The sequence below is a fragment of the Psychrosphaera sp. genome, assembly GCF_982872775.1.
This window is the reverse complement of record NZ_CEYNSH010000005.1, coordinates 43918-63116: the sequence shown is the minus strand read 5'-3', so window position 1 is coordinate 63116 and position 19199 is coordinate 43918. Positions and strand designations below refer to the sequence as shown.

14 protein-coding genes are annotated in these 19199 nt (G+C 41.5%); 5 read left to right on the top strand and 9 right to left on the bottom strand.

Annotated features, from left to right (window positions below; all coding sequences use genetic code 11):
• Positions 1-179: 179 nt before the first annotated feature.
• A complete protein-coding gene (gene polA / locus AC4E96_RS02730; protein ID WP_490254837.1) occupies positions 180-3008 on the bottom strand; it encodes a DNA polymerase I in 2829 nt (942 codons plus the stop codon).
• A 599-nt stretch (positions 3009-3607) separates the two neighbouring features.
• On the opposite strand from polA, the gene AC4E96_RS02725 reads away from it, so the two are divergent.
• Complete coding sequence (locus AC4E96_RS02725) at positions 3608-4003, top strand: c-type cytochrome (RefSeq protein WP_488031766.1); 396 nt, start codon at positions 3608-3610, stop codon at positions 4001-4003.
• A 129-nt stretch (positions 4004-4132) separates the two neighbouring features.
• On the opposite strand, the gene rep is transcribed toward AC4E96_RS02725, so the two are convergent.
• Positions 4133-6145 carry a DNA helicase Rep gene (rep, locus tag AC4E96_RS02720; RefSeq protein WP_488031765.1) on the bottom strand — a complete coding sequence of 671 codons (2013 nt, stop codon included), beginning with the start codon at positions 6143-6145 and terminating at the stop codon, positions 4133-4135.
• A 179-nt stretch (positions 6146-6324) separates the two neighbouring features.
• On the opposite strand from rep, the gene traF reads away from it, so the two are divergent.
• Together traF and ubiK are read left to right on the top strand one after the other, a co-directional pair.
• The gene (traF, locus tag AC4E96_RS02715; protein WP_490254836.1) at positions 6325-7884 is read left to right on the top strand and encodes a conjugal transfer protein TraF; all 1560 of its coding nucleotides are present in this window, start codon (positions 6325-6327) and stop codon (positions 7882-7884) included.
• Positions 7885-8025: 141 nt separating this feature from the next.
• Positions 8026-8295 carry a ubiquinone biosynthesis accessory factor UbiK gene (gene ubiK / locus AC4E96_RS02710; protein ID WP_490254835.1) on the top strand — a complete coding sequence of 90 codons (270 nt, stop codon included), beginning with the start codon at positions 8026-8028 and terminating at the stop codon, positions 8293-8295.
• Between the two features lie 76 nt (positions 8296-8371).
• Here ubiK and AC4E96_RS02705 read toward each other — a convergent pair whose 3' ends face one another.
• From AC4E96_RS02705 to gmk, 7 genes are all read right to left on the bottom strand, one after another.
• Positions 8372-9616 carry a diguanylate cyclase gene (locus AC4E96_RS02705; RefSeq protein ID WP_490254834.1) on the bottom strand — a complete coding sequence of 415 codons (1245 nt, stop codon included), beginning with the start codon at positions 9614-9616 and terminating at the stop codon, positions 8372-8374.
• 166 nt (positions 9617-9782) lie between these two features.
• A complete protein-coding gene (gene recG / locus AC4E96_RS02700; protein ID WP_490254833.1) occupies positions 9783-11879 on the bottom strand; it encodes an ATP-dependent DNA helicase RecG in 2097 nt (698 codons plus the stop codon).
• A 9-nt stretch (positions 11880-11888) separates the two neighbouring features.
• On the bottom strand, positions 11889-12671 hold the full coding sequence (gene trmH / locus AC4E96_RS02695) for a tRNA (guanosine(18)-2'-O)-methyltransferase TrmH (RefSeq protein ID WP_490254832.1): 783 nt from the start codon (positions 12669-12671) through the stop codon (positions 11889-11891).
• A 46-nt stretch (positions 12672-12717) separates the two neighbouring features.
• Positions 12718-13107 carry a RidA family protein gene (locus tag AC4E96_RS02690; protein WP_488031759.1) on the bottom strand — a complete coding sequence of 130 codons (390 nt, stop codon included), beginning with the start codon at positions 13105-13107 and terminating at the stop codon, positions 12718-12720.
• Between the two features lie 38 nt (positions 13108-13145).
• Positions 13146-15242 (bottom strand): bifunctional GTP diphosphokinase/guanosine-3',5'-bis pyrophosphate 3'-pyrophosphohydrolase, encoded by a 2097-nt coding sequence (gene spoT, locus AC4E96_RS02685; RefSeq protein WP_488031758.1) that lies wholly within the window; start codon positions 15240-15242, stop codon positions 13146-13148.
• Between the two features lie 118 nt (positions 15243-15360).
• Positions 15361-15633 (bottom strand): DNA-directed RNA polymerase subunit omega, encoded by a 273-nt coding sequence (gene rpoZ / locus AC4E96_RS02680; RefSeq protein ID WP_488031757.1) that lies wholly within the window; start codon positions 15631-15633, stop codon positions 15361-15363.
• Between the two features lie 77 nt (positions 15634-15710).
• A complete protein-coding gene (gmk, locus tag AC4E96_RS02675; protein ID WP_488031756.1) occupies positions 15711-16328 on the bottom strand; it encodes a guanylate kinase in 618 nt (205 codons plus the stop codon).
• A 198-nt stretch (positions 16329-16526) separates the two neighbouring features.
• On the opposite strand from gmk, the gene AC4E96_RS02670 reads away from it, so the two are divergent.
• Positions 16527-17060 (top strand): heme NO-binding domain-containing protein, encoded by a 534-nt coding sequence (locus AC4E96_RS02670; protein ID WP_490254831.1) that lies wholly within the window; start codon positions 16527-16529, stop codon positions 17058-17060.
• 26 nt (positions 17061-17086) lie between these two features.
• Positions 17087-19195: a putative bifunctional diguanylate cyclase/phosphodiesterase gene (locus AC4E96_RS02665; protein ID WP_490254830.1), complete on the top strand. Its 2109-nt coding sequence runs from the start codon at positions 17087-17089 to the stop codon at positions 19193-19195.
• Positions 19196-19199: the final 4 nt, after the last annotated feature.

Below are 19199 nucleotides of genomic sequence, written 5' to 3'. Positions count from 1 at the left end.
GGTGACTAATTCATACGATTGCAAATTAGACTAATTTTTATTGGCGTTCGTGACAGAAGTAGAATTTTAGCTCTAATATTTTTATTTTTCATTTTTGTAATTAAATTACACCTGCCGTGTATAAAAAAGCCTGATTGTTTAATCAGGCTTTAGTCTTATTTAAGAAAATAACAAAGTGGTTAGTGTGCTTCGTCCCAGTTATCTCCCGAATCGGCTTCAGCAATGAGAGGCACATCGAGAGAAGCCGCTTGTTCCATTTGCTTGATCAGCTCTGGTACAACACGGTCTAGTTGGTCTTCACTAATTTCGAAGACAAGTTCGTCGTGTACTTGCATCACGATTTTTACATGGCCTTGTTCATTCTCTTCAACCCATTGATGCACATTTAACATTGCACGTTTGATGATGTCAGCCGCTGTTCCTTGCATTGGTGCATTAATCGCTGCTCTTTCTGCTGCCTTTCTACGTGGTACGTTTCGCGCTTTTATGTCTGGTAAATACAAACGACGACCAAACAAGGTTTCGACATAACCTGTTTTTTCAGCATTTTGGCGAGTCGTTTCCATGTAACGCAAGACACCAGGGAATCGCTCAAAGTATTTATCTATATATTCTTGTGCTTTACCTCTAGCAATATCAAGTTGGTTGGATAATCCAAAGGCTGACATGCCATAGATCAGGCCAAAGTTAACAGCTTTAGCTGCACGGCGTTGATCAGTAGTGACTTCTTCAAATGGCGTTTCAAAGACTTCTGATGCGGTCGCTCTGTGAATATCTTGATTATTGGCAAAGGCGTTGAGTAATGCTTTATCACCACTTAAATGAGCCATTATGCGCAATTCGATTTGCGAGTAGTCGATGGCAACTATTTTTTTACCTTCAGGGGCAATAAACGCCTGTCTAATTCTTCGGCCGTTCTCATTACGGATTGGAATATTCTGTAAATTAGGATCGGTTGAGCTTAATCGACCTGTTGCTGCAACCGCTTGATGATATGAGGTATGCAGTCGACCAGTCGCTGATTTGATCATCAGTGGCAACTTGTCTGTATAAGTAGACTTAAGCTTACTTAAACCGCGATACTCAATAATGAGCTTTGGCAGTTCATATTTATGTGCAAGCTCTTGTAAAACATCTTCAGCCGTCGATGGTGCACCTTTTGGCGTTTTCTTGATAACCGGCAACTCTAGTTTATTAAATAAGATTTCTTGGAGTTGTTTAGTCGAAGCAAGGTTAAATACTTCACCTGCTACGTCGTGGGCTTTCGATTCGAGCTCTTGAAGCTTTGCCGCAAACTCACTGCTCAATTCATGTAAATGATCAGGGTTAATCAATACACCATTTTGTTCGATGTGAGACAGAACTGGCATTAATGGCAACTCAATGTCATTAAACAATTGGTTTAATGATGGAATTTGACGTAATTGCTCGTTGAAATAATCGTACAATCTTAGCGTTATATCTGCATCTTCTGCAGCATAAGGTGACGCTACTTCTAATGCGATTTGATTGAAGGTCAGTTGTTTTGCGCCTTTACCCGCGATTTCTTCAAATGAAATACATTTGTGGCCAAGGTATTTTAAGGCAAGGCTATCCATGTCATGACGAGTCGATGTACTGTTGAATACATAAGACTGAAGCATAGTATCGCCCACGATACCGTCGATTCGCATGTCATATTTAGCTAATACATTGATGTCGTATTTTAAGTTTTGCCCCACTTTGCCGATTTGTTTATCGGTTAAAATGGCCATGAGTTCCGGTTTGATTTGATCTAAAGACAATTGCTCTGGTGCATCAGGGTAATCATGACCGATTGGTAAATAAAAAGCGTGAACATCATCACCTTTTTTATATGCAATTGAGAAACCGACAAGCTCTGCTTCCATATAATCAAGAGCGGTAGTTTCTGTATCAAATGCTATTAGGCCTGCTTCTTTGATCGCCTCGACTTGTTGCTGCCAAGTGCCTTCGTCTAAAACCGTAAGGTATTTTGATTTGTCAATGGTGACCGAGATTGACTCCGGCTCGGCTGTATCTTCACTAGACAGCTCAGAGCTTGAGCTTGGTTTGTTCACTGAATTCGCTTCAACCTGGCTACTGAGCTCTGGATTATTGCTTAGTATTTCTTTTAACCAGCGCTTGAATTCACATTCTTTGAACAGCTCAGCTAGGGCAGTGTTATCTGGTGCTTTAATTAGCATGTCGTCAGCCGAAATTTGGTGTTCGACATCCAACTTAATCGTTGCTAATTCATAAGATAACTCGAGTTGCTCTTTATTGTCTTCTAATTTGGCAGCCATTGATTTTGATCCTCTAAAACCAAGATCAGCCACTTTATCCAAATTATTATATATATTTTTGATACTGCCTAAGCCTTGAATCAAGGCAACTGCTGTTTTTTCACCAACGCCTGGTACACCAGGAATGTTATCGACTTTGTCTCCCATTAGCGCAAGGTAATCAATGATCAAGTTTGGTTCGATACCAAACTTGTTAACGACCCCTTCAGGATCCATGACGGTATTTGTCATTGTGTTGATCAAGGTAACATGCTCGTTGACAAGCTGAGCCATATCTTTATCGCCGGTACTAATCAAAACATCATTGCCAAGCTTTGACTGCTCGTCGGCAATGGTACCAATGACGTCATCTGCTTCAACGCCTTCAATAGCCACTAATGGTAAGCCCATTGCACGGATAATATTGTGCAATGGTTCGATCTGAGTACGGAGATCATCAGGCATAGGCGGGCGATTAGCTTTGTATTCACTGTACATCTCATTTCTGAACGTTGGGCCTTTGGCGTCAAAAATAACGATCATTCTTTCTGGAGAATACTGTTTGACCAAACTTTTCAGCATATTAACTACGCCATAAATGGCCCCGGTCGCTTCACCACGAGAATTTGTTAGGTGTGGTGGCGCATGATAAGCGCGGAATAAATAAGAGGAGCCGTCGACTAAAACCAGTGGCTTATACGCAGATGAAGTACCTTGTTGTGTCATGTGGATTATTTCCGAGTCGCGTTGGATAAGATAGTGAATAAGAATGCCATAAAGTTTCGGAAGTCGCCATAATAAAGAGGTACGCAGAAAGGCAGGAAATGTTGATAACTATCACATCCTGTGGATAACTTAGTTGATAAGTGTACTTTTAATACACAATACAAGGCTAAATATCAAAGATGATATTTTGGTTACTTGAGTTGGGTACTAAGTTGGCGGCGTTCCGCTTTTATTATTATTTTTCTACAGCGAATACCAGAAATACTGGCAGGTATTCAGAAGCTCAAAATCGATCAATTTCGAGCGGATTGATAATTTACACTCGAATATAAAATTGATCCAGTTTTTTTAAGAAAAAATAGGATCTTTTTTTCGGATCTTTGTCAGGTGCTCGATAAACGCCCAATTTTCAACGCTTCCACGCTATTCAGTCCGATCGTTAAAATGGCAAATTGACGATCTTTCCTCTATTTTTATGTTAGACCTTAACGGTGATCTAAAATTTGTTAAGAATTAGTAATCTAATATATTGCAAGGGGTTGACCATTAGGTAGAATGTACAAAGTTAAAAATTCAAAACCAAAATAGGTGAATTCAAAATGATCAAAGTGCTTTTGACAATGTTAACCATGTTCGCGGTAATGACAGCTCACGCGGATGATAAAGAAAAAAGCGAAATTGAAAAACGCATTGCGCCAGTAGGCCAAGTTTACATCGCAGGTGCTGAACCAGTTGCAGCAGCTCCGTCTGGTCCTCGTTCTGGTGAACAAGTCTACCAAAGTGCTTGTGCAGCGTGTCACGGTGCAGGGATCATGGGTGCACCTAAGATGGGTGATGCAGGTGCATGGGCTGCACGTGTAGACAAAGGTATGGACGTACTAGCGAGCAATGCAATCAATGGCTTCAATGCAATGCCAGCGAAGGGCGGTTGTGTCGCGTGTTCTGACGATGAGATCAAGTTAGCCATCGACTACATGGTTGAAAGCTCTAAATAGTCGCTACTTATTTTGAATTGAAAAAGGCTCCTCGTGGAGCCTTTTTTGTATTTAGTTGTTTTTATTGCCTAATTAGTGTTTTTAACTAGCTTAACGAATCAGTAAATCAAAATTATTAGAGAGACTAAGTCACCCTTTTAACATGGCTCGTAGATTCGCAATGTTAGCTTTGTTCTTTTCTTTTCTATGTTCTTCACTAACCGCTTGTCCGGGCTTTTCCCAGCGTAAATCTTTTTGATCTAATTCATCTAAGAAACGAGAGGGTTCGGTCATTATGGTTTCACCGTATTGGCGTCTTTCCTTTGCATAAGTTAAAAACAACTGACGCTGAGCTCGGGTTACTCCAACATAAGCGAGACGACGCTCTTCCTCAATATTGTCTTCGTCGATACTGGATTGATGTGGCAACATGCCTTCTTCCATACCAACCATAAAGACATAAGGAAACTCCAAACCTTTAGACGCGTGCATTGTCATCAATTGGACTTGGTTATTAGCCTCTTCTTCTTCGTTGCGTTCCATCATATCGCGAAGGGTTAACTTACTGACAACTTCGGCCAATGTCAGTGGTTCATGCTCGGCATCACCTTCAAGCATTTGGTTGACCCAGCTATATAATTCACTGACGTTTTTCATCCGCATTTCAGCGGCTTTTGGCGTTGAGCTGGTTTCAAACAGCCAGTCTTCGTAATGAATCCCTTTGATAAGATCTTTTACCGCTTCTTTTGGATCTGAACGTAAAACTTGATCAGACAGCTCAACAAACCAACGAGTAAAGTATTGAATCGCGTTTTTGGCTGGACCAGACACCATGCCGATAAAGGCATTGTCGAAGGCGGCTTCAAATAAGCTGATGTGTTTGTCATTAGCCAAAATACCCAACTTCTCCAATGTCGCAGGGCCAATTTGACGCCTTGGTGTATTGATCACTCTTAAAAACGCATTGTCATCATCTTGATTAACAAGTAGACGCAAGTAAGCCATGATGTCTTTGATCTCAGCACGAGAGAAGAAGCTAGTGCCACCGCTGATTTTGTATGGAATACGGTTTGAGGTCAGCAATTTTTCAAAAATGCGACTTTGGTGATTGCCGCGATATAAAATAGCGTAATCGCCATATTGAGATTTATGAGTAAATCGATGTGCGATGATTTCTGCGATAACACGTTCGGCTTCGTTGTCTTCGTTTTTGGTCTGAATTACACGAATCGGTTCGCCGTATTCCATGTTAGTTTTTAGCTTTTTGTCGAAGACGTGCGGGTTTTTATCAATTAGAACGTTTGCAGCATTAAGCACACAACCCACAGAGCGATAATTTTGCTCTAGCTTTATCAAGTTTAGGTTTGGAAAATCCTTACTCAATAATACTAAATTTTGTGGTTTGGCCCCGCGCCAAGAGTAAATAGATTGGTCGTCATCACCAACGACGGTAAAGTGAGCTCGAGCGCCCACCAACAATTTGACCAATTCGTACTGGCTGGTATTGGTGTCTTGGTATTCGTCAACTAACAAATAGCGAATTTTGTTGCGCCAGCGCTCTCGAACTTCTTCATTTGTTTTGAATAATAAAGTTGGAATCAAAATTAAATCATCAAAATCCAGAGCATTATAGGCGCGCAGTTGGTTTTGATAGCGCTGATATAACTCAGCATAAAGAGCCGTTTCTGAGTCTTCGGCCATCGCCATGGCTTGCTTGGGTAAAATAAGATCATTTTTCCAACTCGAGATCTTATTGATCAACTGATAAATCGACTCTTTGTCTTCATTGAGTTCTTTTTCTGTTAGTTCTTTTAATAGAGAAAAACAGTCTTGGTCATCGAATAAAGAGAAGTTTTGCTTGAAGCCTAAGACTTTAATTTCTTTCTTTATTACATCCAAACCTAACGTGTGGAACGTTGATATCCGCAAGCCTTTGGTTTTGCTGCGATCCATCGAGTCAGTGATACGTTCACGCATTTCTCTAGCTGCTTTGTTGGTAAAGGTTACTGCAGCAATGTGTTTGGCATCGTAGCCACAATTTTCAATGAGATGAGTTATTTTGTTGATGATGACTCGAGTTTTACCTGAACCTGCACCCGCTAGGACGAGGCAAGGGCCACTTACGTAGGTGACAGCGGCTTGTTGTTCAGGGTTTAGCTTCATAAAAATACCTATTAAATGACCAATATCAATGCGGGTCTGCAATGGGCGGCTATAATAACAAACATTGGCCAGCAAAGTATAAGTCCGACCACTCTATTTGTAAGATAAATTTAACTGCAACTGAAACCTAGATACCCTAAACTAGACACCCAGCCAGCAGTCAAGGATTTGGAGAAACAATGAAAAAGTCAATAATATCAACGGCACTAGCAACAACCTTTCTTAGCACAACAGCGATGGCTGTTGAACCCGTAGTTCACTCCGCACGAACGCTAGGCAGTGGTGGTGCTGGCACCACTTACGCACATTGGTCAGCGGCTTCAAACTATAATCCAGGTCTACTCGGGACAGCTTCAGGTAAAAGTTCAGAAAATGACGCTTATTTTATCCTCAATATTAATGGTCGCGTTGCTGATGCAAAAGAAGATGGCGATACGTACGACGCCCTGAAAGCATTTGAGCGTGACGTCAATAATTTTGAAGACCTTGATAGTGTTGACCTATTAGAAAGTGAGATTAAAAACTTACAAACGACCATTGATACTTCAAACGAAGTGATTAATGGTTTTCGCGATCTAGATGGTGCAGGCTTACAATCAACCGCTGGTCTTAATTTGGGATTTGGTTTTGCATTTGAAACATTTTCACTTGGGTTCAGTGCCTTAGCCAAAGTCGACGTTGGCGGCACGGCTAATATAGAACAAAGCGATATCGATAAGTTACGTCGGTATACAGACTTAGGCCAGGTTTTACTTGATGATGTTCGTCCTCTTTTTGATGAAGCTAACCGTCTAGAAGCTGATTTTAATCAAAAATTAGCAAGACTAGAGGAGCTACGAAATAGCGACAGTGCGACTCAAGAAGAGATCGAAGAAGCAGAACGAATTGCGGAAGAAGCAGAAGTGCTGTTTAACGAAGCAGAAGCATTAGCTGATGACGCTAAGTTAACTCAAACGACCATTGAAAACGACTTTGGTGATATTTTTGACCAAGACACGCAAACCTTTAACTTCAATGAAAATGATTTGGACTCAAGTGCGCGTTTTGCTGCTATTGGCTGGGCAGAAGTCGGAGTGACCTTAGGCTCTAAGTGGGAGTTAGAAAACGATAAGTCACTTAGCGTTGGTGCCACATTAAAGTCTGTGCATTTAGAGTTTTATGATTACCAAAGTGCAACATCGGATTTCGATGAAGATGACATTGAGAGTGATGATTACCGTACTACAAAGGACTTTGTGACTGCGGATATCGGTGCTGTTTTATCTATGGATAAGATGGACCAGTGGCGAATTGGTGTTTCAGTCAAAAACATCATGGGCGAGACGGTTAGTAGTCGCGAAGATAGCTTAAAACCGGGTCAAGAAGCACTTACTTATGAAGTTGAAACACAAGTTCGAGTTGGCACTAGTTATAACGGTGGTTGGTACAGAATCGCGGCTGATTTGGATTTAACTGAAGCAAAAGGTCCATTGTATGAAGATGGCACCCAATTCTTCAAAGGTAGCCAGTACGGTAGTATCGGTGGGGTTATCAATGCTTGGGAATTTGTTGAACTTAGAGCAGGCTACCGTCATAACTTCGCTGATTACGAAGGGAAAAATGAAACTGAAAAAAGCGATGGTACCGTAACTTTGGGGGCTGGCCTTTACTTATGGGCAGTGCAGTTTGATATAGGGCTAGCAGCCTCACCAGACTTAGATGATATCGGTGGTGGTATACAAGCGATGGTAACTTGGTAGCATACTGATCACATTTAGTGTGTAGCACGTAATTACGAAGGCCCAGTTGGGCCTTTTTTATTGACTATTGAAGTGCTTTTTAGGTGGTGTTTTTGTTAACAAGCCTTACAATAAGTTAAAATAAAACAAACTGAGACTAATATGATAGATCCTAAAAAAATTGAACAGTTTGCCAATCAAGTTGTCGATGCGATGCCAGCAAGTGTTAAATCAATGGCTGACAATGCAGAAGAGAAAGTAAAAACCATTTTGCAAAACAAGCTGACGCAATTAGATGTGGTAAGTCGTGAAGAGTTCGATATTCAGACTCAGGTCTTAGCGCGAACTCGTGTGAAGTTGGAGAAGCTTGAGCTTGAACTTGCTGAAATCAAGACGCTAGTCGCTGAGAAAAAGAAGGAAGAGACAAGCTAGCCTTTTTCAAGGTAAAAAGTAAAAAGAAAAGAGCAGTTACCTGCTCTTTTTTTCGTCCTGAAATAATGCCTGTGGTCTATTCAAATATGATGCGATTTTTACCGCTTTGTTTCGCTTTATACAAACGCTGGTCAGCAAGGATCATCAAGTTATCTATGCTCATATCGGCTTCATTTGCTACGCCAATACTTACGGTGCAATATAAAGTTTCATGTTCACCACTGTCTTTGGTAACAGGAATGGCCAAATCCGCAAGCTCTTCTCTAAATTGATCAAGGTTACGCACAGCAGCCATAAAATCATATTGATCAAAGAAAACACCAAATTCCTCGCCACCCAATCTGGCGACCAAAAAGTCTTGTTCGAAATGATCCTTTAATAACTGCGCAATCGCTTTTAAAACGGCATCTCCAGCGTCGTGGCCATATGTGTCGTTAATAGACTTAAAGTTGTCTATATCCATCATCGCCAATGAATGGTAACCAGGTGCCTTCACCTTTGGTCCAACACTTTCAAAGAAGTAACGTCGGTTGGCAAGGTTTGTTAAATAGTCTGTATTGGCTTGTTGCCTAATTATTTCAATACTTTGTAAATAATCGACGTTTTGCAACACTCGACAATAAAACTCTTCAAGACAGAAAGGTTTTTGCAAAAAGTCATTTGCACCATTTTTAATGAACTTAGCGGTTAATGCCTGTGAGTCTGCGCCTGAAATACCAATTATTCCAACATCGTCTTTGTGATATTTTGCTCGGACTTGATTACAAAGCTCGATGCCATCCATACGTGGCATTTCTTTATCCGTTATGATTAATTTAGTATCGGGGTGCTCTTCCAAAACTTCTAATGCATGCACTCCACACTTAGCTTGAAGTACATTAAATTTATGACGTGCAAGTAAATGAGTTAAGTAAGCTCGAGAGCTAGAGGAGTCATCGACAACCAATATTTTCACAGTAGGATTACGCTGTAGTCTTTTAAGCAAAGTGAGGAGGTAGTGAAAGGCTTGTTTACTCTCTTTAGTGATGTAGTCAATAACAGGTAGGCGTAAAATATTATTACGTACGTTATCATCTAACATACCCGTCATTACTATGCCCGGCACTTTGCGGTCAATAATATATTTGATTGCTTCCCCTTCCGGGGCATCGGGTAAACTGTAATCAATGATGGCACAAAAGAATTCACCAAACTGTTCGGTGAGCCCTTTTACTTCGGCTAATGTTTTGGCAACAACCGGTTCGAGTCCTGCTTTTTTAGCAATACTACAATGTAAAGTTATAATCGGGAGACTATCTTCTACAATTAATATTCTTTTCATGAATACAGTCTTTAAGCTCTTGATTTATTAGCCAATAATAACGGCAGTTAAACAGTTATCTTGACAACCCGCAATGAATAAAATGTTACTTAGTTTTTCTAAAAAAAGGGGGAATATACCTAATTCTTCTTAAATATAAGAGGTAATTCCTATTGGTGTATGAAAACTAAGCGTTACCGTAAAGTTGTTTTTCACCTAGCCAACGTGCGATAAGTTTTTCGACGCGCTCACTATCGACATGAATAATTTGTTTAGCATAAACCATTGCATACTCTACTAGTGTGGCATCTCGTTCCAAATCTGCAATTTTAAAATCCGCTAAACCAGTTTGACGGGTTCCCAAAATTTCACCTGCACCACGTATTTCCAAGTCTTTTTGGGCAATGACAAATCCGTCATTGGACTCACGTAACACACCCAAACGTTGTTGAGCCGTGTGCGATAATGGTGCGCTGTACATAAGAACACAATGAGATTGTAGTGCACCACGGCCAACCCGGCCACGTAATTGGTGCAGTTGAGCAAGCCCCAATCGTTCAGGATTTTCAATAATCATTAAACTAGCATTTGGTACGTCAACGCCAACCTCAATGACGGTTGTGGCAACTAGGAGGTTTATTTGACCCTCCTTAAATTGGGACATAACGGCTTGCTTTTCAGTTGGTTTCATTCGGCCATGAACCAGCCCAATTGTTAACGAAGGTAATAAACGCTGTAATTCTTGATGAGTCTCTTCAGCAGCCTGACACTGCAACACTTCACTTTCTTCAACTAACGTACACACCCAATAAGCTTGTTGCCCAGTTTCCAAACAAACATTTTGTACGCGCTCGATGACTTGGGCTCGTTTTGAGTCTGGAATCGCGACCGTTGTAACTGGCGTTCGCCCGGGAGGTAACTCATCTATAACTGAACAGTCCAAATCAGCATAGGCTGTCATTGCAAGGGTTCGAGGAATCGGAGTGGCAGTCATGACGAGTTGGTGTGGATAGCTCACACTATCTTTTTCAGTGATAGCACCTTTGTTTCGCAACGTTAATCTTTGATGCACACCAAAGCGGTGCTGCTCATCAATGATAATTAGGGCTAAACGAGCAAATTCGACCTGGTCCTGGAATATGGCATGAGTACCTACAATTAAGTGCGCGCTACCATCACCGATCGCTTTTAATGCTTCTTTTCGTTCGGCTGCCTTTGTTTTACCGGCCAGCCAAGTGACATTCAACCCAAGGGGTTCAAACCAATCCCGAAAACTATTGGCGTGTTGTTCCGCAAGTATCTCTGTTGGGGCCATTAGAGCAACTTGATAGCCTTGATTAAGGACAGACAGAGCAGCAAGTGCCGCGACAAGTGTCTTACCAGAGCCAACATCACCTTGAACCAATCGCATCATAGGAAGAGGAGTGGAAAGGTCTTGATTGATTTCAGCGACAACACGCTGCTGAGCTTGCGTTGGTGAGAACGGCAGGGAACCCAAAAATGCCTTAACCAATGTATTTTTGGGCTGTTCAAAGGCGATAGCTTTGACAGTTTGGGTGTTCTTTTTAAGGGTCAGCATACTAGCTTGATAAGCGCAAAGCTCTTCAAATGCGAGCCTTTGTTGAGCAGGATGAATACCCATTTCTAACAGGCTCGTATCTGTATCTACTGGTGGACGATGACAGAGTCGTAACGCATCCACAAATGAATATTCAAGAGACTTGTCTAATGGCTTTACGAGTTCTTCAACCGTATATTTTGCTAAACGACTGAGAGCTTGTTCAGTAATACTTCGCAATGAGGCTTGCTTGATACCTTCTGTTGTAGGATAAACAGGAGTAAGACTATCTTCCACTACAACATCGTGTTCTGAAGCTAGCTTTTTATATTCAGGGTGCATGATTTCGGGGCCAAAACGACCACCGCGTATTTCACCAAAACACTTAAACCATGCGCCTATTTCAAACTGGTTTTTTTGGGCTGCTGAAAAATTAAAAAATCTCAGTGTCATGCTACCGGACGCGTCATTTATTTTGACCAGGAGCATGCGCTTTTTACCGAACTGAATATTAGCTGAAGTAACTTGGCCTACAACGGCAACGTGTGAACCAGGCAATGTCGTAGCAATAGGATAAATACGTGAGCGATCTTCGTAACGAAGAGGCAAATGGAATAAGGCATCTTCTATCGTTGAGATGCCAATTTTTTTTAATTTTTCTGCGACTTTAGGACCAACGCCTTTGAGCGTGGTGATCGGCACCGCGGCTAGCGAAGTTAGCGCCATAACAATCCATTAATTACAAGTATCAGTAAACGACTCAGGTTCTAATTCAAACGATTGATTCGTATGGGTAAAGTCTACTCTACGTGATTTTTTGTCTGCTGGCAGTAAATTATATTTATCTTTTAATTCGGTAAACCATTCGCGAGGCTCTGCGATTTGGCCTTCTTCATCTAGCCTAGGGTATGGTGTGCCGGTGCGAACACATAACTCGGCATAAATTGGATGTCCACCTTCAAACAACATTTGGTGACGAATTGAGTCGCTGATGCGAGGTGTGTCATACATTCCCGCTTCAAGTCTTTGGCGTTGAGCTTCATACATGATCAACGCACCAGCAACACTGACATTGAGCGATTCCACCATACCGAACATAGGCACGACGATATGGTGGTCAGCTAATTCCAACGCTGTATTTGAAATACCATCTCGTTCTTGACCAAGTATTAATGCGGTTGGTTTGGTGTAATCTATTTGTCGGTAATCCACGGCTTTGTCAGATAGGTTAGTTGCGAGTACCTGCATGCCCTGCGATTTGAATTGTTTGATCGCTGACTCGGTATTTTCTTGTTCTGTGATCTTTACCCATTTTTGGCTACCAGAAGCTCGGCCACCAGAAAGCCAGCGACTCTCAGTAGTATATATGGCGTTGATATTGTGAATACCCACAGCATCAGCAGTACGAATAATGGCAGAGAGGTTATGGGTTTTGTGAACCTCTTCCATACAAACCGTCAAGTCTGGCTGACGTTTGTCTAGAATCTCGGTAATGCGTTTAAATCGTTCAGGTGTCATTGTTTTATTCGCTGTGTTGTTCGCTTCTTCTTAGACATCTGAGACTTTAGACGTCAGATAGTTCTAAAACACCATCGATTTCGATTTGAACGCCTTTTGGTAGTGCTGCAACTTGTACTGCAGCACGAGCTGGAAAAGGTTCAGCAACGTATTTCGCCATGATTTCATTCACTGTTGCAAATTGGCCTAAGTCAGTTAGAAAAATGTTCAGCTTAACCGCATCGGCAATTGAACCTCCAGCTGCTTCACATACTGCGGATAGGTTTTTAAATACCTGTTCGGCTTGTGCCGTAAAGTCTTCAGAGATAATTTCCATCGTTTCTGGCACTAATGGAATTTGACCAGAAAGGTAAACCGTGGTTCCGACTTTAATAGCTTGATTATAGGTGCCAATAGCGGCAGGAGCCGCATCTGTATTAATTACTACGCGTGTCATAATGAGTTTCCTGTATATTGACGAAGCAACGGAAGAGACTACTTTCTGTGTATCTTCTGAACGTCCGGCATCGTCCTTATTTTCTTGATCACATCGGCTAGATGAACACGGTTTTTGACCGACACATCAGCGGTGATCACATAGATATTTGACTCTTTCTCTTCGGTGAATATATGTTCTACGTTAGAGTTAGCTAAAGAGATGAGATGCGTTACTTTCGCAAGTGCACCTTGGTGATTGATCAATTCTATTTTTAATGTGGTGATGTATTCTCTATCGGAATTTTCATCCCACTTTACTTTAAAGTATTTGGCTGCGTCTTTTTCCCAACCGCGAATATTAGAACAATCCTCTCGGTGAATTGTTAACCCTTTGCCCTGAGAAACGTGCGCGACGATTTCATCACCGTGAATTGGGTGACAGCACTTACTATAGGTTACCAACATGCCTTTTGCTCCTGCAATTGGCATATTGTCTTGTTTGCTTGGGCCTTGTTCCTCTTCCGAGTTTAGGAGGCGATTACTGATGGTTAAGCCCATGAGGTTGCCTAGGCCAATTTCGCGATAAAGCGCATCAAGGCTGTCTAAATGGAAATCATCCAAGAGTTTATTAACTCGAATTGGCTCGATGTCTTCAATGCTCACACCACCCAAAGCTGAGTTTAATAATCGACGGCCTAAATTAATTGCTTCGTTTGCTCTTTGGTGTTTGAGGTAGTTGCGTATACCCAATCGGGCTTTTGCGGTCACGACAAAGTTGAGCCAATTGGCATTAGGCTTAACGTTTGGTGAAGTCATAATTTCTACCGTTTGACCGGTATCGAGTGCACGGCTCAGTGGATGTGGTTTTCTATCAACTTTAGCACCAACACAAGTATTACCCACGTCGGTATGGACCGAATAAGCAAAATCAACTGGCGTTGCGCCCATAGGCAACTCATGTATTTTACCATCAGGGGTAAAGACATAAATTTCTTCTGGGAACATTTCGGTTTTGACGTTTTCGATAAACTCAAACGAGGAACCAGCACTTTGTTGAAGCTCTAGTAAAGTTTGCATCCATTGGCGAGCACGGGCTTGGGCGGTGTTGCCTTTAGATTCGCCTGCCCCTTTGTATTGCCAATGCGCGGCGATACCGCGGTCAGCCAATTGCTCCATATCTTGAGTACGAATTTGAATCTCAATAGGAATACCATGTGGGCCAATTAGCGAAGTATGCAGTGACTGATAACCATTTGACTTTGGTATAGCGATATAGTCTTTAAAGCGCGTTTCAATTGGCTTGTACAGGTTATGCATGACACCAAAAACTCGATAACAAGTATCGATATCATCAACAATAATTCTGAACGCGTAGATGTCCATGACTTCATTGAACATCAATTCTTTGTTCAGCATTTTGCGGTAAATACTGTAAAGATGCTTTTCGCGACCTAGTACTTCGCCGTTTATGCCTACTTCTTCCAAGCGTGTTTCTATTTCAGTTTGGATATTTTGAATCACTTCTTTGCGATTACCGCGAGCTTGCTTTACAGCGGCTGCAAGTGCTCGAGAGCGCATTGGGTATAGCGCTTGAAAACCTAAGTTTTCTAGTTCGTTTTTGAATTCATGAATACCAAGACGATTGGCGATGGGCGCATATATTTCTAAGGTTTCTTTAGCAATACGGCGCTTTTTGTCTGGACGAAGTGCACCAAGCGTTCGCATGTTGTGAGTACGGTCGGCAAGTTTGATTAATATGACTCGTATATCTTGAGTCATGGCCATAACCATTTTTCTGAAGTTTTCTGCTTGGAATTCTTTTTTGTCTTTAAATTTTAGCTTGTCGAGTTTGGAAACGCCTTCAACTAGGTCGGCAATGGTATCGCCAAATTCATCGGCTAAATCTTGTTTTGAAACCGGAGTATCTTCGATGACGTCATGCATTAAAGCGGCTGCTAGCGTTTCGTGATCGAGCTTCATGTTCGCAAGCAAAGAGGTAACCGCAACAGGGTGAGTAATATACGGATCACCACTGGAACGCATTTGTCCTTCGTGGGCATCACGTGCGACGACATAGGCACGCTGAACAATAGCGACCTGATCTGCTGGCAAATATGCCGAAATTTGTTGCTTTAAACCTTCAAATAAATACACCGAACAACTCAGTTTTAAACGTGATTAGACTTGGTTTGAGTATAAACTAAAGAAATTTAGGAAGGAAAGCCAACGAGCAGAAAAACTCGTTGGCAGATACAATTTGTAGTGTAAATTGTTATTCGTTGCCTACGATTGCAGCAACAGCAGCCATTTCTTCTGCTTCGCGAACAGATTCTGCTTCAGTGTCTTGGCGGTCCATTACGTCGTTGGTAATTAAACCTGCTTCAATTTCACGTAAAGCCGTCACAGTTGGCTTGTCATTACCTGCATCTACTAAAGGCTCTTTACCTTGTGTCGCCAGTTGACGAGCACGACGAGCAGCAACCAAAATTAAATCGAAACGGTTTCCTATTTTTTCAACAGCGTCTTCAACAGTTACGCGAGCCATTTGTAATCTCCAATGAGGCAAAAAAAGTTTAAGGGGCGCAATATTACACTAAGGTTAGCTTTTAGCCAATAGCTGAGTTAGCTTTTAGCGAGAAGCTTGGTGATTAATTCACCGTGTTTACTCTCTATATTTGCGGTTTGTAAACGATGTGACAAAACGATTCGCTCAAAATCATTTAGGGTCTGTTCAAAGTCATCGTTAATTAAGACAAAGTCATATTCATTGTAGTGTGACATTTCACTTTGTGCTTGTTGCATACGTTTCTCGATGACTTCCTGGGAGTCTTGTCCGCGCTTGTTCAAACGGCTTTCAAGCTCTTCACGTGATGGAGGCAAAATAAAAATAGAGATGATCTCTGGAACAATGTCCCGCATTTGTTGTGCACCTTGCCAATCAATATCCAAGAACACATCAATGCCTTGATTTAGTTGATTCTGAATGGCTTGTTTTGAGGTGCCGTAATAGTTTCCGAACACTTCGGCCCATTCATAAAAGCCGTCTTCTTTAATGAGTGATTTAAAAGAATCAACTGTCGAAAAGTGATAATGAACCCCATCCTCTTCACCAGGTCTTGGCGCCCTTGTCGTGTGTGAGACAGAGACCTGCATGTCTGCGTGACGCTGCAGTAATGCAGAAATTAGACTGGATTTACCTGCGCCACTTGGCGAGGAAATTACAAATAAATTACCTTTCATTTCGACTTTCTTTAGATATTTGATTAGTGAAAAACGCCCGAAGTTTACCACGAATATTTAATGAACCACTAAATTTAAGCGCAAAAGGACGAATAATGAAAATTTGAGTCTACACTTTAACAATATAATCAACGCAATCAGTGACAGGCGAGTTCAATTTGAGTTTATGTCGCCGCTCTTCAACCAAGAGGTGAGTCAATGTTAGGGGTCATTTTTACCAGTTTAATAGAGATGATGGAGCAAGAAGTAGGGATTGAAACGACAGAGGGGGTACTTGATAAAGCCGATGTCGAAAGTGGTGCGAGTTATACAGCGGTTGGTTATTATCCGCCAGAAGAGCTAGTTTCTATCGTTAGCCATTTGTCTGAAACGACAGGTATACCCGTTCCAGATTTAGTCCAAAAGTTTGGTTATTATCTTTTTGAGTTACTCGCCGCCTCTCACCCTCATGCGGTTGAAGGCAAGACTTCGGTTATTGAACTCCTGTCTCAGCTTGACTCACATATCCACGTCGAGGTTAAAAAGTTATATCCAGAGGCCGATCTCCCTACCTTCAAAACTCTAGAAGAGTCGGCTGATCATATAAAACTGCATTACACCTCTTCAAACCGTTTAGAGCCGTTGGCTGACGGGCTTATTAAAGGAGGAGCGGAATATTTTAACGAACAAGTAAGTGTCACTATTACGCCAGCAGATGAACACTCATCTCATATCACAGTCCACAAACTATAAAAATTAAACGTGTTTAGTGAAATTTTATGGCAGATAATTCCGAATACCTAAAAAAAGCACTATTGAGAGAACGAGAGGCTCGTAAAGAATCTGAGCGTATTTTATTGCACAAAAGCCGCTCTTTGTATGAGTCGAAGGAGCAGTTAAAGAAGTCACAGTACAGGTTAGAGTTAGCGTTGTGGGCGAGTGGCGAATCAATTTGGGAATGGCAAGTTGATTCCAATGATTTTGTTGTGCGTCGATTTAATAAATCGCTGGACTCTGCTATTGATTACGTAACGCCACTTGATGAGTTTTTTAAATCGATTCATCCAGAAGACTTTGAGAATTATCGATTGCAATGGCGTTTGCATTTGGACGGTTGCTCAGACAATCTTGATATTACCTTTAGAGCACTCAGAGAGGGCGATTACAAATGGCTACGTTTACGTGGCCGAGTTGTTGAGACCGATGAAAATGGTCTCCCTAAACGGCTATTAGGTACTTCCAAAGACATTTCAGATATCCGAGAATCTGAACGTTCTTCGCGTTTAATGGCATCGGCATTTTCGAGCTCACGTGATGCGATGTTAATACTTCAACGTGATAAAAAAATCATTGAAGCTAATGGTGCATTTTACGCTTTGATCAAAGAGGAAATTCACAAAGCTGATATCGACTTTTCCGATTACATCACACTGACAGAACAATACATAAAAGAACTAAAATTTCATGAAAGGGTCAACGAAGAAACATTCGTTACGCGTGCCGATGGCCAAAAGATACCGGTAGAGGTGACTTATTCTAAGTTTAAGTTTGAGGACGGCAATAATAGTTATTTGGTCGCAATCGTGCGGGATGTAACTGAGCGTAAAGTTGCTGAGGAACACTTACAACAACTGGCTTTATTCGACCCATTAACTGGGTTGTTTAATCGCAATTCTTTTAAACAAAAACTTAGCGTTATTAGCAAAGAAAATGAATATTTTAGTGTTATGTTCATTGACCTAGATGGGTTTAAGGCCGTCAACGACTCGATGAGCCATGAAAAAGGCGATGAATTATTAGTAGCGGTCGCTGGCTTATTATCAGAAGATGAATTTGCTGATTCCGTAACTGCACGTTGGGGCGGCGATGAGTTCATCATTGCCACAGAATCAATATATGAAGAGCAGCTTATTGAGTATTGTCGAAGTATCATTGCCGGTGTAAAAGATATTGCCTCGCAGATGAATATTCATGTTGCGGTCTCTGCAAGTATAGGCATTGCGAAATACCCAAATGATGCTGATGATTATCAGTCACTCATTCGGGCAGCAGACGCTGCTATGTATCAAGCGAAAGGAATGGGTAAAAGTGCTTATGTTTTTTATGATCAAGGTGTAGAGGACAAAGCCCAAGAAAAGGTTTCCCTGCTTTCAGAGTTAAAAAAAGCTATCGATCACAACGGCTTGGATTTTCATTTACAATGTCAATTCGATACCAATGACACCCCTAGTGGTGCGGAAATCCTATGTCGTTGGCATTCACCGTTACACGGGCCAGTCTCGCCAGCCGTATTTATCCCTCTAGCTGAAGAAAACGGTCTCGCTTTTGAGTTGGGGAATGTTGCCATTGATAACGCAATAAACTTTGTCAAAATCTTAGATGAGTTTGGTTATCACATACCTATTGCCGTTAATATTTCGCCACTACATTTAATGCATCCTGATTTTATAAAAGTGTTAACAGAGAAAATTGCTGAAAGTGGCTTATCACCGAGTTTCTTTGAGCTAGAAATAACTGAATCTTCATTTTTGGATGATGAAGCACGAGCTGGTTTCATTATCAAAGAGTTGCGAACCATGGGGTTCAAGATGGCGATGGACGACTTTGGAACGGGCTATTCTTCTCTGAGCTATATTAGAAAATTAGATTTTGATGTGATCAAAATAGACCGGGCCTTTGTGACTGACCTAGAGTCTGATTACAAGGCACAATTATTGTTACAAGGGATTGTTTCTATTTTTAACGAGCTCGGTGTGGAGACCGTTGCAGAGGGTATCGAAACACCTGAACAAATGAATATGTTGCAAAAAATGGGCGTCACCACATTTCAAGGGTTTTATCTGGGACGCCCAATGCCAATCCAAGAGTTTATTAACTCATTGCAATAAACTA

Coding starts and splice junctions, on each gene's coding strand:
- polA (WP_490254837.1), bottom strand. CDS start 3,008: ATGACACAACAAGGTACTTCATCTGCGTATAAGCCACTGGTTTTAGTC.
- AC4E96_RS02725 (WP_488031766.1), top strand. CDS start 3,608: ATGATCAAAGTGCTTTTGACAATGTTAACCATGTTCGCGGTAATGACA.
- rep (WP_488031765.1), bottom strand. CDS start 6,145: ATGAAGCTAAACCCTGAACAACAAGCCGCTGTCACCTACGTAAGTGGC.
- traF (WP_490254836.1), top strand. CDS start 6,325: ATGAAAAAGTCAATAATATCAACGGCACTAGCAACAACCTTTCTTAGC.
- ubiK (WP_490254835.1), top strand. CDS start 8,026: ATGATAGATCCTAAAAAAATTGAACAGTTTGCCAATCAAGTTGTCGAT.
- AC4E96_RS02705 (WP_490254834.1), bottom strand. CDS start 9,616: ATGAAAAGAATATTAATTGTAGAAGATAGTCTCCCGATTATAACTTTA.
- recG (WP_490254833.1), bottom strand. CDS start 11,879: ATGGCGCTAACTTCGCTAGCCGCGGTGCCGATCACCACGCTCAAAGGC.
- trmH (WP_490254832.1), bottom strand. CDS start 12,671: ATGACACCTGAACGATTTAAACGCATTACCGAGATTCTAGACAAACGT.
- AC4E96_RS02690 (WP_488031759.1), bottom strand. CDS start 13,107: ATGACACGCGTAGTAATTAATACAGATGCGGCTCCTGCCGCTATTGGC.
- rpoZ (WP_488031757.1), bottom strand. CDS start 15,633: ATGGCTCGCGTAACTGTTGAAGACGCTGTTGAAAAAATAGGAAACCGT.
- gmk (WP_488031756.1), bottom strand. CDS start 16,328: ATGAAAGGTAATTTATTTGTAATTTCCTCGCCAAGTGGCGCAGGTAAA.
- AC4E96_RS02670 (WP_490254831.1), top strand. CDS start 16,527: ATGTTAGGGGTCATTTTTACCAGTTTAATAGAGATGATGGAGCAAGAA.
- AC4E96_RS02665 (WP_490254830.1), top strand. CDS start 17,087: ATGGCAGATAATTCCGAATACCTAAAAAAAGCACTATTGAGAGAACGA.